The organism is Enterobacter mori LMG 25706 (genome assembly GCF_000211415.1).
GTDB classification, from domain to species: domain Bacteria; phylum Pseudomonadota; class Gammaproteobacteria; order Enterobacterales; family Enterobacteriaceae; genus Enterobacter; species Enterobacter mori.
On the sequence record NZ_GL890774.1, the window covers coordinates 289,019 to 307,909 of the forward strand.

Below are 18,891 nucleotides of genomic sequence, written 5' to 3' on the forward strand. Positions count from 1 at the left end.
GGCGGGGCTTTCTACAAAAAACCCCTAAGGTTTCCGCTAAAGCACGCCGTTATATAACCATAAGAGAAATTTTCTGTGCCTGAATACTGACACCCCGTGTCAGTGCTACCCGCATCATTCAGCGCCGACCCCAATATACAGGAAGACCTTATGGCTAAATCGACGCGGAGCCGCTCGGCTGAACGTCTGGTCGATATTCTGGTTGAGCTACATTTACACGGTGTGGTAAACCGCAGTGCGCTCATGGATAACTTTCCCCTCACCGAGCGCACTGTCTACCGCGATTTAAATGCACTCTCCCCGATTGTTGAACATACCGGAAATGGGCTATATCGGCTCATTCATTCAGCGCAATCTCCCGGCTCGCAAGGACTGCACCACACCCTTGCTAACTTCCTGAATGCTGATAACTTTTTTCCCGATCGTAATACCGAATTTTGGCAGAAACTCGAAAACCGCGTTGATGAAAATCATATTCTTATTCTTGGCAACGACGCTGAGCACACCGTACACCGTGATATTGGTCGTTATTTACCGAAAATTGAGAAATCGATTAAAAACCATAATGTTTGTCAGATCGTTTATAAAGGTAAAACCCGTCTGATTAATCCTTACAAACTCATTAACAAAAAAAATATATGGTATTTACAAGCCACCGAAAATAGCAGGTTAAAATCCTTTTCGCTGAGCCAGATTCGCTGGATGGATATTCAGGGCACGACATTTATTCCTGAAGAGAGCGTGATTGAACTACTGGAAAAAAGTCTCGATCCCTGGGTCTCTGAAGATACTTTCGAAGTGAAAATATTTATCAACGATAATATTTCCCATTACTTTATGCGACGCGATCTCCTGCCGGAACAAGAGCTGCTGGAAGACCATCACGATGGCGTCACGCTCCGCTGTCAGGCAGCACATGAGAACCAAATTTTGCCGCTGCTTTTGTACTGGCTGCCAAATATTCACATTTTAGAACCTGCCTGGCTGAGGGAAAAGCTGGTGACGACCCTGACAACCTATCTGGCTGAGTGCACGGTATAGCTAACTGCGTGATCGAAATCACAAATTTTCTCCCACCGGCGGCGAGCCTGAACCACTCGCCCTCACCTTTGACCGCTCACCCATCACTTTCAACCACTCACTCATTTACCGTCCTTTACACGCGCGAGGATCTGGCACGATCGCTCCAGCATTAATCAATACCTCCTCACAACGAACCCTGACCCTTTTTTCTTTACATAAAAAACCAGGTCTTACTATGGATACTAAAAAACTACTGAAGCACGTGCCCTGGGCCTTACTCGGGATCCTCGGCGCTTTTTGTCTGGCGGTTGTCGCATTACGCCGGGGCGAACACGTAAGCGCCCTGTGGATCGTGGTCGCGTCCGTTTCCGTCTATCTTGTGGCTTATCGCTACTACAGCTTGTACATCGCGCAGAAGGTCATGAAGCTCGACCCGACGCGCGCCACGCCGGCGGTCATTAACAATGACGGCCTGAACTACGTGCCAACCAACCGCTACGTGCTGTTTGGTCACCACTTTGCCGCTATCGCTGGTGCAGGCCCGCTGGTCGGCCCGGTGCTGGCCGCGCAGATGGGCTACCTGCCGGGTACCCTGTGGCTGCTCGCTGGCGTAGTGCTGGCAGGTGCGGTGCAGGACTTTATGGTGCTGTTTATCTCTTCTCGCCGTAACGGTGCCTCTCTGGGTGAGATGGTCAAAGAAGAGATGGGCCGCGTGCCGGGGACTATCGCCCTGTTCGGCTGCTTCCTGATTATGATCATCATCCTCGCGGTGCTGGCCCTGATCGTGGTGAAAGCATTGGCCGAAAGCCCATGGGGCGTCTTCACCGTCTGCTCAACCGTGCCGATTGCGCTGTTCATGGGTATCTACATGCGCTTCCTGAGACCGGGACGCGTGGGTGAAGTGTCGGTGATTGGTATCGTTCTGCTGGTGGCCTCCATCTACTTCGGCGGCGTGATTGCGCACGACCCGTACTGGGGCCCGGCGCTGACCTTCAAGGACACCACCATTACCTTCGCGCTGATTGGCTATGCGTTTATCTCCGCGCTGCTGCCGGTCTGGCTGATTCTGGCCCCGCGTGACTACCTGGCGACCTTCCTGAAAATCGGCGTTATCGTCGGTCTGGCGATCGGCATCCTGGTGATTAACCCGGACCTGAAAATGCCTGCGGTAACGCAGTACATCGACGGCACCGGCCCGCTGTGGAAAGGCGCCCTGTTCCCGTTCCTGTTCATCACCATCGCCTGCGGTGCGGTCTCTGGCTTCCACGCCCTGATTGCCTCCGGTACCACGCCTAAGCTGCTGGCGAACGAGAAAGATGCGCGTCTGATCGGCTACGGCGCAATGCTGATGGAGTCCTTCGTGGCGATCATGGCGCTGGTTGCAGCCTCCATTATCGAACCGGGTCTGTACTTCGCGATGAACACCCCGCCTGCTGGCCTCGGCATTACCATGCCAAACCTGCACGAGATGGGCGGTGACAACGCGGCGCTGATTATGGCGCAGCTGAAAGACGCAAGCGCACACGCGGCGGCGACCGTCAGCTCCTCGGGCTTCGTGATTTCGCCTGAGCAGATCATGCAGACCGCGAAAGACATCGGCGAACCGTCCGTGCTGAACCGCGCCGGTGGCGCACCGACGCTGGCCGTCGGTATCGCGCACGTGTTCCACAAAGTGCTGCCGTGGGCGGACATGGGCTTCTGGTACCACTTCGGTATTCTGTTCGAAGCGCTGTTCATCCTGACCGCGCTGGATGCGGGTACCCGTGCGGGCCGCTTCATGCTGCAGGACCTGCTCGGTAACTTCGTGCCGTTCCTGAAGAAAACAGACTCTCTGGTGGCGGGCATTCTGGGTACCGCGGGCTGCGTCGGCCTGTGGGGCTACCTGCTGTATCAGGGCGTTGTCGACCCGCTCGGCGGCGTGAAGAGCCTGTGGCCGCTGTTCGGTATCTCTAACCAGATGCTCGCAGCCGTTGCTCTGGTGCTCGGTACCGTGGTCCTCGTGAAGATGAAACGCACCAAATACATCTGGGTCACCGTGGTACCTGCGCTGTGGCTGCTGCTCTGCACCACCTGGGCGCTTGGCCTGAAGCTGTTCAGCGCCAACCCGCAGCTGGAAGGCTTCTTCTTCATGGCTAACCAGTACAAAGAGAAGATTGCCGCAGGCGGCGCGGATCTGACCGCGCAGCAGATTGCCAACATGAACCATATCGTGGTGAACAACTACACCAACGCGGGTCTGAGCATTCTGTTCCTGGTGGTGGTGTACAGCATCATCTTCTACGGCATCAAAACCTGGATGAACGTGCGCAACGCCGACGGTCGTACGGATAAAGAGACCCCGTACGTGCCGGTGCCGGAAGGCGGCGTGAAGACCTCTTCACACCATTAAAAAAATGGCGGGTGGCGCTACGCTGACCCGCCCTACACAGAAACTGTAGGCCCGGTAAGCGTAGCGCCACCGGGCTTTTTCTGTCTGGAACCCACAATGTTTGGTAATTTAGGCGAAGCAAAAAAATACCTCGGTCAGGCGGCAAAAATGCTGATTGGCATTCCGGACTATGACAACTACGTTGAGCATATGAAGACCAACCATCCGGATAAGCCGTACATGACCTACACCGAATTCTTCCGCGAGCGGCAGGAAGCGCGCTACGGCGGAAGTGGAGAAGGCGGCGTCCGCTGCTGCTAAAGGAGAGACCATGACCCCGATTGCCGTTACCCTGCTGACCGGTTTTCTCGGCGCCGGTAAAACCACCCTGCTGCGCCACATCCTGAATGAACAGCACGGCTTCAAAATCGCCGTCATCGAAAACGAGTTCGGCGAAGTCTCCGTTGACGACCAGCTGATCGGCGATCGCGCCACCCAGATCAAAACCCTGACCAACGGCTGCATCTGCTGTACCCGCTCTAACGAGCTGGAAGACGCCCTGCTGGACCTGCTCGACAGCCGCGACCGCGGTGAAATCGACTTTGACCGTCTGGTGATCGAGTGCACCGGCATGGCCGACCCCGGCCCGATTATTCAGACCTTTTTCTCGCACGAGATCCTCTGCCAGCGCTATCTGCTGGACGGCGTCATTGCCCTGGTCGATGCGGTCCACGCCGACGAGCAGATGAACCAGTTCACCATCGCCCAGTCTCAGGTGGGCTACGCCGACCGCATCCTGCTGACCAAAACCGACGTGGCGGGCGAAAGCGTTAAGCTGCGCGAGCGTCTGACCCGCATTAACTCCCGCGCGCCGGTTTACACGGTGACGCATGGCGACATCGATCTTTCTCAGCTGTTCAATACCCACGGCTTTATGCTGGAAGAGAACGTCACCGCAAAACCGCGCTTCCACTTTATGGGAGACAAGCAAAACGACGTGGCGTCGACTGTGGTGGAGCTGGACTATCCGGTGGACATCGGTGAGGTTTCGCGCGTGATGGAGAACCTGCTGCTGTCGTTTGCCGACAAGCTGCTGCGCTACAAAGGGATGCTGTGGATTGACGGCGAGCCGAACCGCCTGCTGTTTCAGGGCGTACAGCGCCTGTACAGCGCCGACTGGGACAGGCCGTGGGGCGATGAACCGCCGCACAGCGTGATGGTGTTTATTGGCATCCAGCTGCCGGAAGAGGAAATTCGGGCGGCGTTTGCAGGGCTGAAGAAATAACCGCTATGTATCCCCTCTGCCCATAAAATATTGCCTGCACAGACCCCCCCTCTCCCTTGAGGGAGAGGGCTGGGGTGAGGGGGATACTTATTTCACCGCCTCCGGCAGCGTCACTATCCACAGCTCGCTGTCAGACTCCGGCTTCTTCAGCGGCTTCACGCTGAGCGTGGTTTCCACCGGTTTATCATCCAGCGTCAGCTTGCCTTCCGCATTCACCCGATAATCCTTGAGCTTCTTGCCCTCGACAGGATTTTGCATCGCCACCTTCACGCCAAAGTCGTTATCGTTCGCCACCGCAAGCGTTTTGCTGTCGATCAGCGCCAGCCCTTCGGCCTTCTCCTGCTGCCAGCCGAGCGCGCGCAAATCAACAACCTGCGTTTTTGCAGCAAGCGTTATGCCACGCTGCGCCAGAGTTTTCTCATCATCAAACTCCGGGTACTCGCCCGGCTTGTCAAAGGCGCTCAGGTCGCTCGCCTTACTGAGATCCACCTTATAAATCAGGTTACGCATCCCGTCGTTTTTATCGCTTCCCTGCTCAATCAGCAGAATGTGCTGGTCATCGAGCGCCACGATGTCGCCGATTTTGGCGTCGCTGTTTTTGCTGTAGGCCGCACTGTCGATAGGGTAACCGTACATCGCGGTTTTCCCGGTCGCCGGGTCGAAGCTCACCAGACGCGTAAACAGCGCCTGCTTTTTGCTCTTACCGTCGATATCCAGCGTACTTTGCACGGCGGCGATAATCCGCCCGTCCGGCATGCGGGTCAGGCCTTCAAAGCCCCGATTCGCCTGACGCCATTTGATAATGTTTGGCAGACCGCCCGCGATGGATTTCTCCCCTTCCGCCGCCTGCGGCCCGTGGATCGCCAGGATCTTCCCTTTGCTGTCGACGTTAATCAGGAACGGGCCATACTCGTCGCACAGCCAGTAGCCGCCTTTGCCGTCCGGCGTGATGCCTTCCGTGTCCAGCCCGCGGTTGTCGCCCTTCAGAATGTTTAGCGTGTCGCTGAATGCCACTTCATTGGTGGAGCCAATCACGCCGCTTTGCAGCGGCAGACCGTTAATCTCGCCTTTATCGTCATGCAGCGGACGGGCATCCGTTGCCTCTGCCTTGCCGTTCTGGACGCGAATGGTCATCAGCAGCGGCGCGAAATCTGGCGTGACAAATATTTTGGCTTCGTTTTTACCTCTTTTTGGCGCATCGGCGTTGGGACCGCGATCGGTCACGGTCGCAAAGGTCAGGGCGTCCCCCTGTTTGCCGGTAAACAGCAGGCCAGAGCCAATCCCTACCGGGAGTCCGTTCGGAAACGCGCTGGCAAACGCGCCGCTGTATTTCACATGCGAGCCTTCAGGGAAGCTGACGATATAGCGCTCTGCGGTAGGTTGTGCCGCCACGGCAGAGAATGAGAGCGCACAGCCCACGAGTACAGGAATGATTTTTCTTTTCATGTTGTTAGCATCCAGTTAGTGAAGCCAACACCGTAATGAAGAAACGTGTCAGAAAAACGACATGAAAGGACGACGGATCTGCACAAAATTACGTATAGCAACCACCAGAAATGTAAACCTCTGTCTTTATCTGTGACAACTGAAACACTTTTGGAAATTATTAGAAACTCAATTAATTCATCTCAAATGGCTTTCTTTGCCTCGTTCAGTTGTCGTTTAGCCAAAAATCTAAACTGTTCCTAAACGCGAATTTATTTGTCATTGACGACCTTCTAAACAAACAATTTGGCAACAGATAAAGATTAAACCCCCAACAAAAACAGCATAAAACTGCGATAGATATCACATTTGCAGTCATAAACATCCGTTGTTAAGGTGCCCTCAGATTAATTTGATAACGAGGAACACTCATGAAAACGCTTAACGTACTTATCCTTTCCGCTCTGACCGCGGTATCTGGCTCCGCACTGGCAATGGGCGGCAGCATTGAGCAGGGTAAAAACTTTACCAACCTGAATGTGGAAATGGGTAAATCTACCTCCGGCCTGTATACCGAAGGCAACTGGCTGAAAAATACCGATGACGGCACCACGACCGGTGGCGTAGGTGCAGGCTACAACGTTGAAGTCGGCCCCGTGATGTTGAACGCAGGCGCTAAGGCTCTCTATGTTGGCCCGAAAAAAGGCGATAACGGCGTGGCGTTCCCAATCGGCGGCGGCGTGAACGTTGCTCTGACCGATAGCATCAAGGTCTTCGGCGAAGGTTACGTTGCGCCTGACGGGCTGAACAACAGCGTGAAAAACTATGTTGAAGCTAACGGCGGTGTAAGCTGGACCCCAATCAAACCGGTTACGCTGAAAGTGGGTTACCGCCACGTGAGCGTTGACGGCAAAGATGGTCGTCCAAACCACACCCTGATTGACGGTGCGTACGTGGGCGGCGGCGTGAGCTTCTAAGGCTGTATTACGCCCGGCGGCGCTACGCTTGCACGGGCCTACAATGAACTGTGCAATCTATTGATACTATTGCACATTGTAGGCCGGGTAAGCGCAGCGCCACCCGGCAAGAAAGGGTATAGTACTCTTCATGGAAAACCTGCCGGTTGGCAGGTTTTTTATTACCTCTTACTTACGCACCACCACCAGCTTCTGGTTCACAAACTCTTTGATCCCCAGATCCGACAGCTCGCGACCGTAACCGGACCGCTTCACGCCGCCAAACGGCAGTTCTGCCGCGGTATCGGTGAGCCAGTTGATATACACCATCCCGGTCTCAATCCGCGACGCCATTTTCTTCGCACGCTCAATATCCTGGCTGAATACCGCGCCGCCCAGGCCGTAGTGCGAGTCGTTAGCCAGCGCAACCGCCTCGTCGTCGCTTTTCACGACGTACATCTGCGCTACCGGGCCGAAGAATTCTTCGAAGTACGCCGGGTTGTCGCGGGAGATATTCGTCAGGATCGTCGGTTCGAAGAAGCTCCCGTCACGCTGTACGGGCTTGCCACCATGGTGCAGCGTCGCGCCGTTTTTCACCGCCTCGTTAACCTGTTTGGTCAGCGTTTCGAGCGCGTCTTTAGACGACAGCGGCCCCAGCGTGGTGGTTTCGTCCAGCGGATCGCCTATCTTCACCTGCTTAAACGCCTCGGTGAATTTGCTCAGGAACGTATCAGCAATCTTCTCGTGCAGGATAAAGCGCTTCGCCGCCGTACAAACCTGTCCGGCATTGTTGAGCCGCGCGTTAACGCCGATCTTCACGGCTTTATCAAGGTCGGCATCGTCCAGCACCACGAACACATCGTTACCGCCCAGTTCGAGCGTAGATTTCTTGATGTGCTTCGCCGCCTGCGCCGCTACAACGCTGCCCGCTTTTTCGGAACCGGTCAGCGCCGCCCCCTGCACGCGATCGTCGGCAATAATATGTGCCACCTGATCCGAAGAGATAAACAGGTTGGTCCATGTCCCTTCCGGCGCTCCCGCCTCGCGCACCAGGTGGGCAAAGGTTTCGGCGCAGTGCGGCACGATGCTGGCATGCTTGGCGATCACCGGGTTGCCCGCCGCCAGGTTTGGCGCCAGGACGCGCATCAGCTGGTAGTACGGGAAGTTCCACGGCTCAACGGCCATCAGCACGCCGATGGGGTGGTGCTCCACCCACGCTTCCCCGAGCTCAGAGTCGTACTTCACTGGGGCAAGGAAACGCTTCGCGTTGTCGGCGTAGTAGCGAGCGATCTGCGCGCACAGCTTCATCTCGCCGCGACTCTGTTCGATGAGCTTACCCATCTCCTGGCTGGCGATTTTCGCCAGATCCTCCACGCGCGCGTCAATCAGGTCGGCAAGCTTATGCAGCACCGGCAGGCGCTGGCTGATGTCGCCTTTCGCCCAGTCCGAATGGTAAAGCGCATCGGCCGCCTTGAGCGCCGCTTCGATATCCGCATCGGTATGTGAGGGGTATTCTTTGATGAGCTGGTTAGTGGCAGGATTTACTGTCTGATAGGCCATGTCGAATCTCCTTGTTTTACCGCTTAGGGTATTAAGGGTAGTCAACAATGACTGGCTGTGGGCGTAAAGTTGGGTATATCCGGAAGGTTCTTAATGAAGCGCTGCCAGAGGGTTCGCTGACGTGGTATAAAAAACCTTCAGAAGGAGCGCCCATGACCGATACCCGACACGTCCGTCAGACTTTTCACCGCGCCTCAGGCCTTGAGCTGCGCAGCACCTGGCAGAGCACCCAGGCGTACAAACGCCATAGTCACCCTCAGCTTTCCATCGGCGCGATTGTGGAGGGCCAGACCTGCTGCGTATGTTACGACAGAGAGTACATCCTTCATCCCGGGGACGTCATCGTGATCCCGGCCTGTGCGCCGCACAGCTGCAACCCCGTCGCCGGGCAACCGCGCAGCTACCATATGCTCTATATCGACACAGAGCTTCCTTTGGCGCTACAGGTGATTCGTAGCCCTCACCTGTTTGCCCAGTACCTGGACGTTGTCGAGACGCTGTCTTCAGCAGCCCTGGACATGCTGCTTTCTGCCCTTCCCCGCGGCACAGATAACGCAGAGGCGCCTCGTTCAACCAGCCAGCAGGTTCAGGCGGCATTCCTTTCCGACCTAGCTGCACCACCTTCGCTTGACGAGCTTGCTCAACGCTTTTCGCTGCGCAAGGAGACGCTGATTCGCATCTTCAAGCAGGACACCGGCCTGACGCCGGGCAGCTTCCTCAACATCTCCCGCGTGGAATACGCCAAAGCGCGGCTACGCGCCGGGGATGATATTGCCGACGTTGGCTACCAGAGCGGTTTTGCCGACCAGAGCCATTTTCATAAGACCTTCGTGAGCTATACCGCCGCCACGCCGCGCCAGTACGCCACGGGCCGATCAATATCAGACAATAAATAGGTTCTGCAGCGCCGTACTCTGACCTCAGATTGTTAACTGAGGTCGCTATGGAACTGTTATTCCCTTCCGCTTTTCTCGCCCTGGCGCTGGCGCACTTTGTTGCCCTGCTAAGCCCGGGCCCGGATTTCTTCCTGCTGGTAGGCTACGCCGCGCGCTATCGGGTGCGCGGCAGCGCTGGACTGTGCTTCGGCATCGCCGCAGGCAACGGGGTGTACATCCTGCTGGTGATTCTCGGCTGGAGCGCGCTGCGCCAGTTTACGTGGCTGTTTACGCTTATCGAGCTCTCCGGCGCGCTGTACCTGCTGTGGATCGGCTCGCATCTGGTGCGCAGCCGCCCGCAAGCGCTGGCGCTGAATGAAACCCATCAGCGCTTTCCCTCGCTGCGTAAGCAGATCCTGCTGGGGCTCGGCTCGGCGCTCCTTAATCCGAAGAATGCGCTGTTCTATCTGGCGCTGATGACGGCGCTGCTGGGGCCGGACATCACGCTGCTTCAGCAGGCGACCTGCGGCGTCTGGATGGTGATGGTGGTGCTGGTGTGGGATCTGGCGCTGGTGTCGCTGATGGGGCTGCCCGCGGTCCAGCAGAGGCTCAGCCGTTCGCTGTGGTGGATTGAGCGCACGGCAGGGGTGGTGCTGATGGGGTTTGGTGGGTGGGTGATGTGGCGGTTGCTGGAAATTATACGCTGAGATAGCGGGCAGCCTGACGCCGCCCGTTGCTTATTTTTTGTTTTGATCGCGCAGCATTGCTTCACGCAAAATGGCATTGAGCCTCGTCTGGTAACCTTTTCCAGGCCGTTTAAGCCACTCCATCACGTCAGCGTCGATACGTACAGACGCCTGAGTTTTGAGTGGTCGATAGAACTTCCCTCGCACCGCCCCTGACCAGTGTTCATCATCCGTGGCAGGGATATCGCTGTAATCAATCTCTGCTTCCGATTTTTCGGCTAGTGCTTTGAGCTCAGCCTCCCGACGAGTACTAACCTCAGGCGCACTACCGCGTTTATGTTTAACCATGCTCATAACGGCTCCTCTCTTTACGGTCCGCCTTTCGTGCGCTAATGATTCGAATGACTTCGTCACCACTTTCAAAACGTACCGTGTGTGCGACCATAATGACAATTAGACCATGTACAAGGCCAATGGTCTGCCAACGGAACTCTCCATTTTCATGCCGATCCTGCAAAGATAAATGGTAAGGATCGTCAAACACCAGAACAGCCTCTTCAAAGCGGATCCCGTGCTTAATGAGATTGCTTTTCGCTTTGTTGGTATCCCATTCAAACTCCGTTGGCATAGTGTACCCTTCCTTTATTGTATATACAAAAAAGCATATACAAAACGTTCATAAATTAAACCAGTCGACATCGTTCAATTTCAATTTCTGAAGGCGCATTCCAGAAGCTGAAACGCGAAGCTCCTTCTCCTTCTTTGCACTTTCCCCTCACAACCCTCTATTCTTAACCCATGGAAAAACATACCGAACTCAAACGCGCCAAGCTTCTCGCGCTGTCGCTGCTGCTGATTGCTGCCGCAGCGTTTATCACCACCCTGTTCCTGCCGCAGACCTTCTGGGTGCGCGGCGTGAAGGCCATTGCCGAGGCGGCGATGGTCGGCGCGCTGGCAGACTGGTTTGCCGTGGTTGCGCTGTTTCGCCGGGTGCCCATTCCGTTTATTTCGCGTCATACGGCGATCATCCCGCGTAATAAGGACCGAATCGGCGACAATCTCGGCCAGTTCGTGCAGGAGAAGTTTCTGGATACCCAGTCGCTGGTGGCGTTGATCCGCCGCTATGAACCGGCAAAAATGATCGGCACCTGGTTCAGACAGCCGGATAACGCGCAGCGCGTCGGGCAGCATTTGATTCAGGTGATGAGCGGTTTTCTGGAACTCACCGACGACGGGCGCATTCAGCGATTGCTCAAACGGGCGGTGCATAAGGCCATCGATAAGGTCGATCTCACCGAAACCAGCGCCGTCATGCTGGAGAGCATGACCAAAAACAACCGCCACCAGGTGCTGCTGGATGCGATCATCAACCGCCTGATTACCTTGATTCAGCGGGAGAGCACGCGGGAATTTATCTCTGACCAGATAGTCCACTGGCTGAAGACCGAACATCCGCGCAAAGCGATGGTACTGCCCACCGAGTGGCTGGGCGATCAAAGCGCGGAGATGGTGTCGAACGCGGTGAATACGCTGCTGGACGATATCAGCCACGACCGCACGCACCAGATCCGCCAGGCATTTGACCGCGCTACGCTGAAGCTTATCGACAACCTGAAAACCGATCCGGAGATGGCGGCGAAAGCCGACAACATCAAGCACTACCTTAAAAACGATGAGGCGTTTAACCGCTATCTGGGCGAGATGTGGGCTGACCTGCGCCAGTGGCTGAAAGCGGATATGCAGAGCGAGGATTCCCGCGTGAAGCAGCGCGTTGCTAATGCCGGTCAGTGGTTCGGTGAAACGCTGACAAACGACGTTAACCTGCAGGCTTCGCTGAATGAACATCTGGAGCAGGCCGCCCATCGCGTCGCACCGGATTTTGCCGCGTTCCTGACGCGCCACATCAGCGACACGGTCAAAAGCTGGGACGCCAAAGACATGTCCCGCCAGATAGAGCTGAATATCGGTAAAGATCTGCAGTTCATCCGCGTCAACGGCACGCTGGTGGGCGGGACGATTGGCCTGATCCTGTTTTTACTCTCGCAACTGCCTGCCGTGCTGGGGCATTAGTCTGCTTTAGGCGGCGCGATGAGGTAACGCGTCGCCTCAAAGCGGTTAAGGATCAGGTGCACCAGAAATACCATCGTCAGCGTTGCTACCAGCGAAAAGGTGACGGACGTGATGCGATAAAGATCGCTGAACACCAGGTCGGTGTCCGGATGCATGTTCTGCCCGAACATAATGCCGATGGTGGTAATACTGGAAAACCCCACGCCCGCTCCCACCTTCTCCATCACGTGCAGGCGCGCGCCAAACGCCAGCCCGAGGCCAATCAGGGGCATCATCAATAGCATATGGCTGCTGTGATCGTAGAGGATCAGCTGCACCACCAGAATATAGAGGCAGCCCAGCACCACGCCGACCACGCGCCAGATAGAGCTCATCACCGAACCGCGGTAGTGCATGGGGAACAGAATCAAAATCCCCGCCATCAGCGCGGAGAGCGAATCGCTTAAGTCGCTAATCTGGAACACCACGAATATCAGCGTCGCGACGGTGCCGGAGAGCAGCGATTCGTGGCGCACGCGAGCATCGTCTTTCTCAATCAGCGGCGGCGGCTTGCGGGGCTCCACGTCCGGCAGCAGATAGTTCATCAGCGCGCTCAGGCACACCGCCATGATGCTCGCTTCGATGTTGGAAAACAGCAGCGTGTGCCAGTTGGTAATGGGGTAGCTCATAAAATTGAGCATCACGCTCTGGCATACCACGCCCATTGAGCCAAACAGAAACAGCGGCCCCTTGCTCATAAAGCGAAAACGCATCACGTACAGGGCAAACACCACCAGCGTCATGAGGACCGGCCATTGCGACAGATAGCCGATGATGAAGATCATTTCGACGCAGTTAAGCGCGGCGCTGAAGATAAACTGCTTCGCCACGTGGCGGTTAAACACCGGCACCAGCGACAGCAGCATGATCGGGTAGACCACAAAAAACACGCCGTAGCTGGTGTTGTAGAAGCTGGAGATGCTGAGCGCAATCATCCCGGCAAAGACGATGCGCAGGGTCTGGCGAAAGTCGTTTGCCGTGTAGACGATATTGCCGTGCGGGGTAAACACCCGCGCCAGGGTGCTAATAGACATAGTGAAGCAGGCTCACCAGGTGGATCTGCATCCCGGAGAAGAAGCGCGCAAACGGCCCCTCGCTGTTATAGAGCTGCACGGTGGCGCGTGCGCCGGTCGGCAGATGCTTCGGCAGCGCCTCGTCCAGCGCGACGTGAATGCGCATGCGTTGGGCATCGCGCACCCAGCGGTTGGAGGTCTCCGGTTCGGAGAGTTCACCGTTAACCGCTTCTTGTCCGGCGAGGATCCCCGCGTCGCTGCTGGTCACGTGGGCGCGGAATACCTGTCCCGGGAAGGCGTCAAACACCACAGCGGCGTCGGTGCCCTGATGGGTGTGGCGCAGGCTCTTCTCGCGGAAATCGGCGACGATATCGGTCTGGTTGTTCACCAGCGCCAGCGCGGCTGAGCCGGACGAAGCGTAAAAGCCAGGGCTTAACTGTAAGTTACTCACCGTGCCGTCCGCTTCTGCGTAAACTTTCGTCCAGCCGAGATTCAGCTCCGCGTCATCCAGCGCGTTGCGGTATTTTTGCAGCGTCACGTTGCGGTGCTCATCCCGCTCGCCGCGCTGAATACGCAGGTTATGGATGTTGGCCTGAATGGAACTGACGGACTGCTCGCTGCTCTGCCAGGTGGTACGGACCTTATCCAGATCCGCCTGCGAGACGTTCTGCAGGGTGCTCAGCTTCTGGTAGCGGTCGAAGGTCACTTTGTCGTTACGCGCGGTCAGCACGGCGGTTTTCAGGCTGGCCTGCGCGGACGCGATCTGCGCATCCAGCTGTTCGTTAGACAGGCGTGCCTGCTCAAGCGCGATTTGCGCCGCTTCCACTTTGTTGCGAAACGGCGTGTTGTCGAGTTCAAACAGCAGATCGCCTTTCCTCACCTGGCTGTTGTTGTGGACATGTACCGCCGCCACATAGCCGGAGACGCGCGGAGAAACCGGCGTTACCACGCGCATCACGGTGGAGTCCGGCGTCAGCGGGATCCAGATATCCGCGACGATAAAGTACACAAACATCAGCAGGAAAGAGGCAATACTCACCCTTACCCAGCGGGCAAACTTTTGTTCAGGAGTCATTATTTTTCGGTCTTGTTATCTTCTTCGCGGATTGTCCGCAAATTGCAGGCGATTTGATTTAACGTGGCGCTGAAAATCTCGATATGTTCCGGCGCGATGTTTTGCGATACGCGCGCCTGATATGTCTCAATCACCTGAGTGAGCCTTTTTAATATGGCTTTTCCTTCAGGCGTCAACGTCAGAAGCCGGATGCGCTTGTCATAAGGCGATACGGCGCGCAGCAGGTAACCCTGCTTTTCAAGCTGTGTCAGGGTGCGCATCAGCGGCGGCAGTTCAATGCCCTGCACCTCCGCCAGCTCAGTCATGGAGACGTTATCCCCGAGCTGATGAAGCTGCATCATTACCGTCCAGCTCGACTGGGTTAACCCGGTATCGAGAATGGCATCGTCGATGACGGCACGCCACTGGCGCACGATCATCGCCATCCGCATGCCCATCGGCCTGCGGCAGAACAGTTCTTCTTCACTCATGGGGAAACCTCTCGTTACACGCAAGCAAGATAATAGTTATCAGGATAAGTATCAAGAAACGAGAAGTTAAAGCGCAGGAATTGCGAAATGATGTCTCCCTCTCCCCGTGGGAGAGGGCCGGGGTGAGGGCACAAGTCCGCAGCAAAGTTTAGCGGCTAAAATACTTCCTGAAGGCACTTTTCCCCGAAGCCGTCACCACCACCTCCCGGTACCCCGCCACCCGCTGGATCCAGCCTTTATTTTCCAGATAAATCAACAGCGCCGCGCCGGCTTCGCCGCCAAGATGAAACCGCCGCTCGCTCCAGTCCAGACAGGCACAGCAGGCCTTGCGACGGGGATTGGAATTTAACGCAATACCGAGCGTCAGGAACTGCTCGCGGCCATGTAGCGTGAGCGCTGAACCGCCTGCCTCAAGCCAGCCTTCCGCCTGCATGAATTCATAGATCTGCACCGCCACCGTTCCGGCAAGATGATCGTAGCAGGTCCGGGCTTCACGCAGGGCTTTCGGCGCGGAGGTTTCCGGCGGCGTGATGCGGCTCCAGGAGAGCCCCATCATCTGCTCGACCAGCGCCGCCACGTCGTGTCCCGCCAGGCGATAGTAGCGATGCCGCCCCTGAGACAGGCAGGTAATCAGCTTTCCCTCCTCCAGCCGCGCGAGATGCCCGCTGGCGGTCGACGGCGCAACGTCTGCCGCCGCGCTCAGTTCGGTAGCCGTCCACGCCCGCCCGTCCATCAGGGCGCAGAGCATCTTCACGCGCGACGGATCGGCCATTGCCGCCGCCACAGCCGCAACGGCCTGCTCCAGCGCCGCACTGTTATCAGGGGGTAAGCTCGTCTTTAACATACGTCGCCCAAGGTTCGGTGATCTCTGCGGCCAGCTTATCATCATCCGTCAGCAGAATAAGGTGATTCGCATGGTCGCTGTACTGGGTCAGGATTGACACGCCCTTTGCGGCCAGCGCCGCCGCAATTTCACCCAGCTCTCCAGGACGCTCCTGTTTGAGTTTTCTGATGACCGGCTTGCGTACGGCCTGCACGTTGAACCCGCCATCGGTCAGCACACGACGGGCTTTTTCTCCCTCTTCCACCAGGAAATGGGCATGCGTTCCAAATACGCCGCCGCCTTCCAGCCCCACGCCGCTGCGCCCCAGCAGCTGTCCAAAGCGCGCCAGTTCACCGGGGATATCGCAGAAAATCACATGAACGTCATACATCGCTATGCCCCCCGGTTTCAGAAGTATATTCTCGCACCACCTGCGCCACGCGAATGCGGTAGTACGCGAAAACCGACTCGCGCCCTTCGGCCTGCGCCACCTGGTGAAACGCGTTCTGCTTCCAGCGAAGGATAGCCTCTTCGTCACGCCACCAGGAGAGCGAGAGAATTTTGCCGTCGGTGGTCAGGCTCTGAAAACGTTCGATATCAATAAAGCCGTCGATGTCCGCCAGCAAAGGCTTCAGTTCGGCGGCAAGCTGCAGGTAGCGCGCCTGATGATGAGGCTCCGCTTTGGCTTCAAAAAGGACTGCAATCATGGGTGTCTCTCCGTTGTGAGGGTGAGGAGAGAATGCAGGAGGAAAAAGCACAATGCTTCGGTAAGGAGCGAAGTGTTAAGACAGATGGCGCTGCGCTCAACTTCTCGTTGAATTCCGGTGATGACGCACCTATGATTAACGTACGGATAAATGCCGTACATTATTTTTGCCTGTAAACGAGGCGTAAAGCCCGGATAAAGATTGAGAATGAAACCATGTCAGCACTGAAGAAGCAGCGCATCGATCTCCGGTTAACCGAAGATGACAAAAACATGATCGAAGAAGCGGCGGCAATGACAAACCAGTCGATTTCACAATTCATGGTCAGCACAGCCTCTGAACGCGCAGCAGAGGTCATTGACCAGCACCGCCGCCTGGTCCTTAGCGAAGCATCCTGGAATACGGTGATGGATGCCATTAGCAATCCGCCTGCGCCAAATGACCGCCTGAAGCAAGCGGCTAAGCGTCTCCTGGATATGGAGTAAAACGTGAACGACGTGAAGATAGGGATTTTTTCAGAAGACGTTGAGTACGACCTAAGCCAGTTCGATTGCGGAGAAGAGAGTCTTAACACTTTCCTGACGGAGCACCTGAAACGCCAGCATCGTGGAAAGTTTTTGCGGGGTTATGTCCTCACCACACGAGAGACAAAACCGCGTATTCTGGGCTTTTACACGCTCTCCGGAAGCTGTTTTGAAAAGGCTTACCTGCCCTCAAAAACTCAGCAAAAACGTATTCCTTATAAAAATGTACCGAGCGTCACCCTTGGCCGTCTGGCGATTGATAAACGTATTCAGGGGCAAGGCTATGGAGAATTACTCGTTATTCATGCCATGAAGACCGTTTATTTGGCCTCCTTTGCCGTCGGCATTCATGGCCTGTTTGTTGAAGCACTCAACCATAAAGCCAAAGATTTTTACCTCAAAATGGGGTTCATACCTCTCCTGGCCGAGAATGCATTCACGCTGTTCTTACCGACGAAAACCTTTGAGAGGGTGTTTGAAGAGTGATCCCGGCACGTAACGCCCCGGCTTGCGGGGCGTGCATGACCTTCAACAGACTTAACCCAGAACCGACCTCGGCTCCATAAATGCCCGAATCCCCCACTCGCCCATCTCGCGCCCCACGCCGGAGTGCTTGAACCCGCCGAACGGCGCTTTCGGCTCATGGGCAAGCGTGTTCACCAGCACGCGACCGGAAACAATCTGCTGCGCCACGCGTCGCGCACGGTCCGCATCGCCGCCCAGCACCATCGCGCTCAGTCCATATTCTGTGTCATTGGCAATGGCGATCGCCTCCGCCTCGTCCTGGTACGGGATTACGCACAGCACCGGGCCGAAGATCTCGTCGCGGGCAACCGTCATCTGGTTGTTCACGTCGGCAAACAGCGTCGGGCGCACAAACCAGCCGTCTCGCGTTCCGTCCGGTCGCCCTTCGCCGCCCGCCAGCAGGCGTGCCCCCTCTTCGATCCCTTTGCGGATATACCCCTGCACCTGCAGCCACTGCTTCTCGCTGACCATCGGGCCGATCTCTGTCGCGCTATCGCGCGGGTCGCCGGATTTCACCGCCGCCACGGCCTGCGCCAGCGCGGCTTCAATTTCTGCCTGGCGCGACCGGGGCACCAGAATACGCGTCCCGGCTACGCACGCCTGCCCGCTGTTCATAAACCCGGACTGGATCGCCAGCAGGATCGCCTGAGTCAGCTCCACATCATCCAACAGGATCGTCGGCGATTTACCGCCTAACTCCAGGGTCACGCGCTTAAAGCTCTCCGCCGCATTGCGCAGGATCGCCTTACCGGTATTCGTGGAGCCGGTAAACGAGATTTTTGCCACGTCCGGATGGCGGCTGATGGTTTCACCTACCGTCTCGCCGCGCCCGGTGACGATGTTAAACACGCCCGGCGGCAGCGCGGCATCGCGCAGCGCTTCGGTGACGATCTGCGTTTGCAGAGCGCTCATTTCGCTCGGCTTGATGACTGCCGTACAGCCCGCCGCCAGCGCGGCCGCCAGCTTGCCACAGATAAAGCCCGCGTCGCTGTTCCACGGCGTGATAAGCCCGGCCACGCCAAGCGGCGTCATCTGCACCGTGGCTGCGCCTGCGGAGGTGACGAATGCAAACGCCTCCAGCGCCTCAATGGCCTGAGCAATCACCTCTGCCGGATAGCTGGCCATCCACGCCGAGCGCGAGGCGGGGGCACCGTACTCTTCAATGACCGCTTCCAGTAGATCGTCGTGGCGAGCGGCCACGGCGGCGTGCATACGTTTTAGCGCTGCGATGCGTTCCTGCTTTGTGGTCTGCGACCACGCCGGAAACGCCGCTTTTGCCGCCGCAATGGCGCGCTCTGCGTCGACCTCATCCGCCAGACGAACCTGGCCGATGACCCGCGCCGTCGCCGGGTTGTACAAATCAAACCACTCGGTGCCGTGCGGGGTAACAAATTCGCCGTTAATAAAGATCTGTTCGATGGTGTGCATATAAACCTCCTCAGGCTGTGTGAGCACAGTCTGGCACGG

21 protein-coding genes are annotated in these 18,891 nt (G+C 56.8%); 10 read left to right on the top strand and 11 right to left on the bottom strand.

Features of this window, described 5'->3' with window-relative positions; translation table 11 throughout:
• Nucleotides 1–150: 150 nt before the first annotated feature.
• The 4 genes from ENTMO_RS0103205 (at nt 151) to yjiA (ending at nt 4,676) form a co-directional block, all read left to right on the top strand.
• Nucleotides 151–1,041 carry a helix-turn-helix transcriptional regulator gene (locus tag ENTMO_RS0103205; protein ID WP_010427199.1) on the top strand — a complete coding sequence of 297 codons (891 nt, stop codon included), beginning with the start codon at nt 151–153 and terminating at the stop codon, nt 1,039–1,041.
• Between the two features lie 217 nt (nt 1,042–1,258).
• Nucleotides 1,259–3,412 carry a carbon starvation CstA family protein gene (locus tag ENTMO_RS0103210; protein WP_010427201.1) on the top strand — a complete coding sequence of 718 codons (2,154 nt, stop codon included), beginning with the start codon at nt 1,259–1,261 and terminating at the stop codon, nt 3,410–3,412.
• A gap of 96 nt (nt 3,413–3,508) precedes the next feature.
• Nucleotides 3,509–3,712: a YbdD/YjiX family protein gene (locus tag ENTMO_RS0103215; RefSeq protein WP_003856610.1), complete on the top strand. Its 204-nt coding sequence runs from the start codon at nt 3,509–3,511 to the stop codon at nt 3,710–3,712.
• 10 nt (nt 3,713–3,722) lie between these two features.
• On the top strand, nt 3,723–4,676 hold the full coding sequence (gene yjiA / locus ENTMO_RS0103220) for a GTPase (protein ID WP_010427205.1): 954 nt from the start codon (nt 3,723–3,725) through the stop codon (nt 4,674–4,676).
• An 87-nt stretch (nt 4,677–4,763) separates the two neighbouring features.
• On the opposite strand, the gene ENTMO_RS0103225 is transcribed toward yjiA, so the two are convergent.
• The gene (locus ENTMO_RS0103225) at nt 4,764–6,122 is read right to left on the bottom strand and encodes an esterase-like activity of phytase family protein (RefSeq protein WP_010427207.1); all 1,359 of its coding nucleotides are present in this window, start codon (nt 6,120–6,122) and stop codon (nt 4,764–4,766) included.
• Nucleotides 6,123–6,532: 410 nt separating this feature from the next.
• Between ENTMO_RS0103225 and ENTMO_RS0103230 the strand changes: the two genes are divergently transcribed.
• Entirely contained in the window at nt 6,533–7,078 is a 546-nt protein-coding gene (locus ENTMO_RS0103230) for a YfaZ family outer membrane protein (protein ID WP_010427209.1), read from the top strand.
• A 168-nt stretch (nt 7,079–7,246) separates the two neighbouring features.
• Here the strand turns inward: ENTMO_RS0103230 and ENTMO_RS0103235 are convergent, their stop codons facing one another.
• On the bottom strand, nt 7,247–8,617 hold the full coding sequence (locus tag ENTMO_RS0103235; protein WP_010427211.1) for an NAD-dependent succinate-semialdehyde dehydrogenase: 1,371 nt from the start codon (nt 8,615–8,617) through the stop codon (nt 7,247–7,249).
• A gap of 152 nt (nt 8,618–8,769) precedes the next feature.
• On the opposite strand from ENTMO_RS0103235, the gene ENTMO_RS0103240 reads away from it, so the two are divergent.
• Nucleotides 8,770–9,513 carry an AraC family transcriptional regulator gene (locus tag ENTMO_RS0103240; RefSeq protein WP_010427213.1) on the top strand — a complete coding sequence of 248 codons (744 nt, stop codon included), beginning with the start codon at nt 8,770–8,772 and terminating at the stop codon, nt 9,511–9,513.
• Nucleotides 9,514–9,560: 47 nt separating this feature from the next.
• The gene (locus ENTMO_RS0103245; protein ID WP_010427215.1) at nt 9,561–10,199 is read left to right on the top strand and encodes a LysE family translocator; all 639 of its coding nucleotides are present in this window, start codon (nt 9,561–9,563) and stop codon (nt 10,197–10,199) included.
• A 30-nt stretch (nt 10,200–10,229) separates the two neighbouring features.
• On the opposite strand, the gene ENTMO_RS0103250 is transcribed toward ENTMO_RS0103245, so the two are convergent.
• Nucleotides 10,230–10,532 (bottom strand): BrnA antitoxin family protein, encoded by a 303-nt coding sequence (locus ENTMO_RS0103250; RefSeq protein WP_010427217.1) that lies wholly within the window; start codon nt 10,530–10,532, stop codon nt 10,230–10,232.
• Complete coding sequence (locus ENTMO_RS0103255; protein ID WP_010427219.1) at nt 10,519–10,806, bottom strand: BrnT family toxin; 288 nt, start codon at nt 10,804–10,806, stop codon at nt 10,519–10,521. Before ENTMO_RS0103255 ends, ENTMO_RS0103250 begins: the two co-directional genes overlap by 14 nt.
• A 170-nt stretch (nt 10,807–10,976) precedes the next feature.
• On the opposite strand from ENTMO_RS0103255, the gene ENTMO_RS0103260 reads away from it, so the two are divergent.
• Entirely contained in the window at nt 10,977–12,248 is a 1,272-nt protein-coding gene (locus ENTMO_RS0103260) for a DUF445 domain-containing protein (protein WP_010427221.1), read from the top strand.
• On the opposite strand, the gene ENTMO_RS0103265 is transcribed toward ENTMO_RS0103260, so the two are convergent.
• From ENTMO_RS0103265 to ENTMO_RS0103290, 6 genes are all read right to left on the bottom strand, one after another.
• Nucleotides 12,245–13,321: a DUF2955 domain-containing protein gene (locus ENTMO_RS0103265; protein WP_010427223.1), complete on the bottom strand. Its 1,077-nt coding sequence runs from the start codon at nt 13,319–13,321 to the stop codon at nt 12,245–12,247. The genes ENTMO_RS0103260 and ENTMO_RS0103265 overlap by 4 nt on opposite strands.
• Entirely contained in the window at nt 13,311–14,378 is a 1,068-nt protein-coding gene (locus ENTMO_RS0103270) for an HlyD family secretion protein (RefSeq protein ID WP_029484942.1), read from the bottom strand. Before ENTMO_RS0103270 ends, ENTMO_RS0103265 begins: the two co-directional genes overlap by 11 nt.
• Entirely contained in the window at nt 14,375–14,845 is a 471-nt protein-coding gene (locus tag ENTMO_RS0103275) for a MarR family winged helix-turn-helix transcriptional regulator (protein WP_010427227.1), read from the bottom strand. The genes ENTMO_RS0103270 and ENTMO_RS0103275 overlap by 4 nt, the downstream gene beginning before the upstream one ends.
• Before the next feature lie 148 nt (nt 14,846–14,993).
• Entirely contained in the window at nt 14,994–15,689 is a 696-nt protein-coding gene (locus ENTMO_RS0103280; protein WP_010427230.1) for an ArsR/SmtB family transcription factor, read from the bottom strand.
• Nucleotides 15,664–16,059 (bottom strand): amino acid-binding protein, encoded by a 396-nt coding sequence (locus ENTMO_RS0103285; protein ID WP_010427232.1) that lies wholly within the window; start codon nt 16,057–16,059, stop codon nt 15,664–15,666. The genes ENTMO_RS0103280 and ENTMO_RS0103285 overlap by 26 nt, the downstream gene beginning before the upstream one ends.
• Nucleotides 16,052–16,375: an antibiotic biosynthesis monooxygenase family protein gene (locus tag ENTMO_RS0103290; protein WP_010427234.1), complete on the bottom strand. Its 324-nt coding sequence runs from the start codon at nt 16,373–16,375 to the stop codon at nt 16,052–16,054. The genes ENTMO_RS0103285 and ENTMO_RS0103290 overlap by 8 nt, the downstream gene beginning before the upstream one ends.
• Nucleotides 16,376–16,590: 215 nt before the next feature.
• Here ENTMO_RS0103290 and ENTMO_RS0103300 point away from each other — a divergent pair, with 215 nt between their 5' ends.
• Both ENTMO_RS0103300 and ENTMO_RS0103305 read left to right on the top strand, forming a co-directional pair.
• On the top strand, nt 16,591–16,860 hold the full coding sequence (locus tag ENTMO_RS0103300; RefSeq protein WP_010427238.1) for a type II toxin-antitoxin system TacA family antitoxin: 270 nt from the start codon (nt 16,591–16,593) through the stop codon (nt 16,858–16,860).
• 3 nt (nt 16,861–16,863) lie between these two features.
• Entirely contained in the window at nt 16,864–17,385 is a 522-nt protein-coding gene (locus ENTMO_RS0103305) for a GNAT family N-acetyltransferase (RefSeq protein ID WP_010427240.1), read from the top strand.
• Nucleotides 17,386–17,436: 51 nt separating this feature from the next.
• Here the strand turns inward: ENTMO_RS0103305 and ENTMO_RS0103310 are convergent, their stop codons facing one another.
• The gene (locus ENTMO_RS0103310) at nt 17,437–18,852 is read right to left on the bottom strand and encodes an aldehyde dehydrogenase family protein (RefSeq protein WP_010427241.1); all 1,416 of its coding nucleotides are present in this window, start codon (nt 18,850–18,852) and stop codon (nt 17,437–17,439) included.
• Between the last annotated feature and the right edge of the window lie 39 nt (nt 18,853–18,891).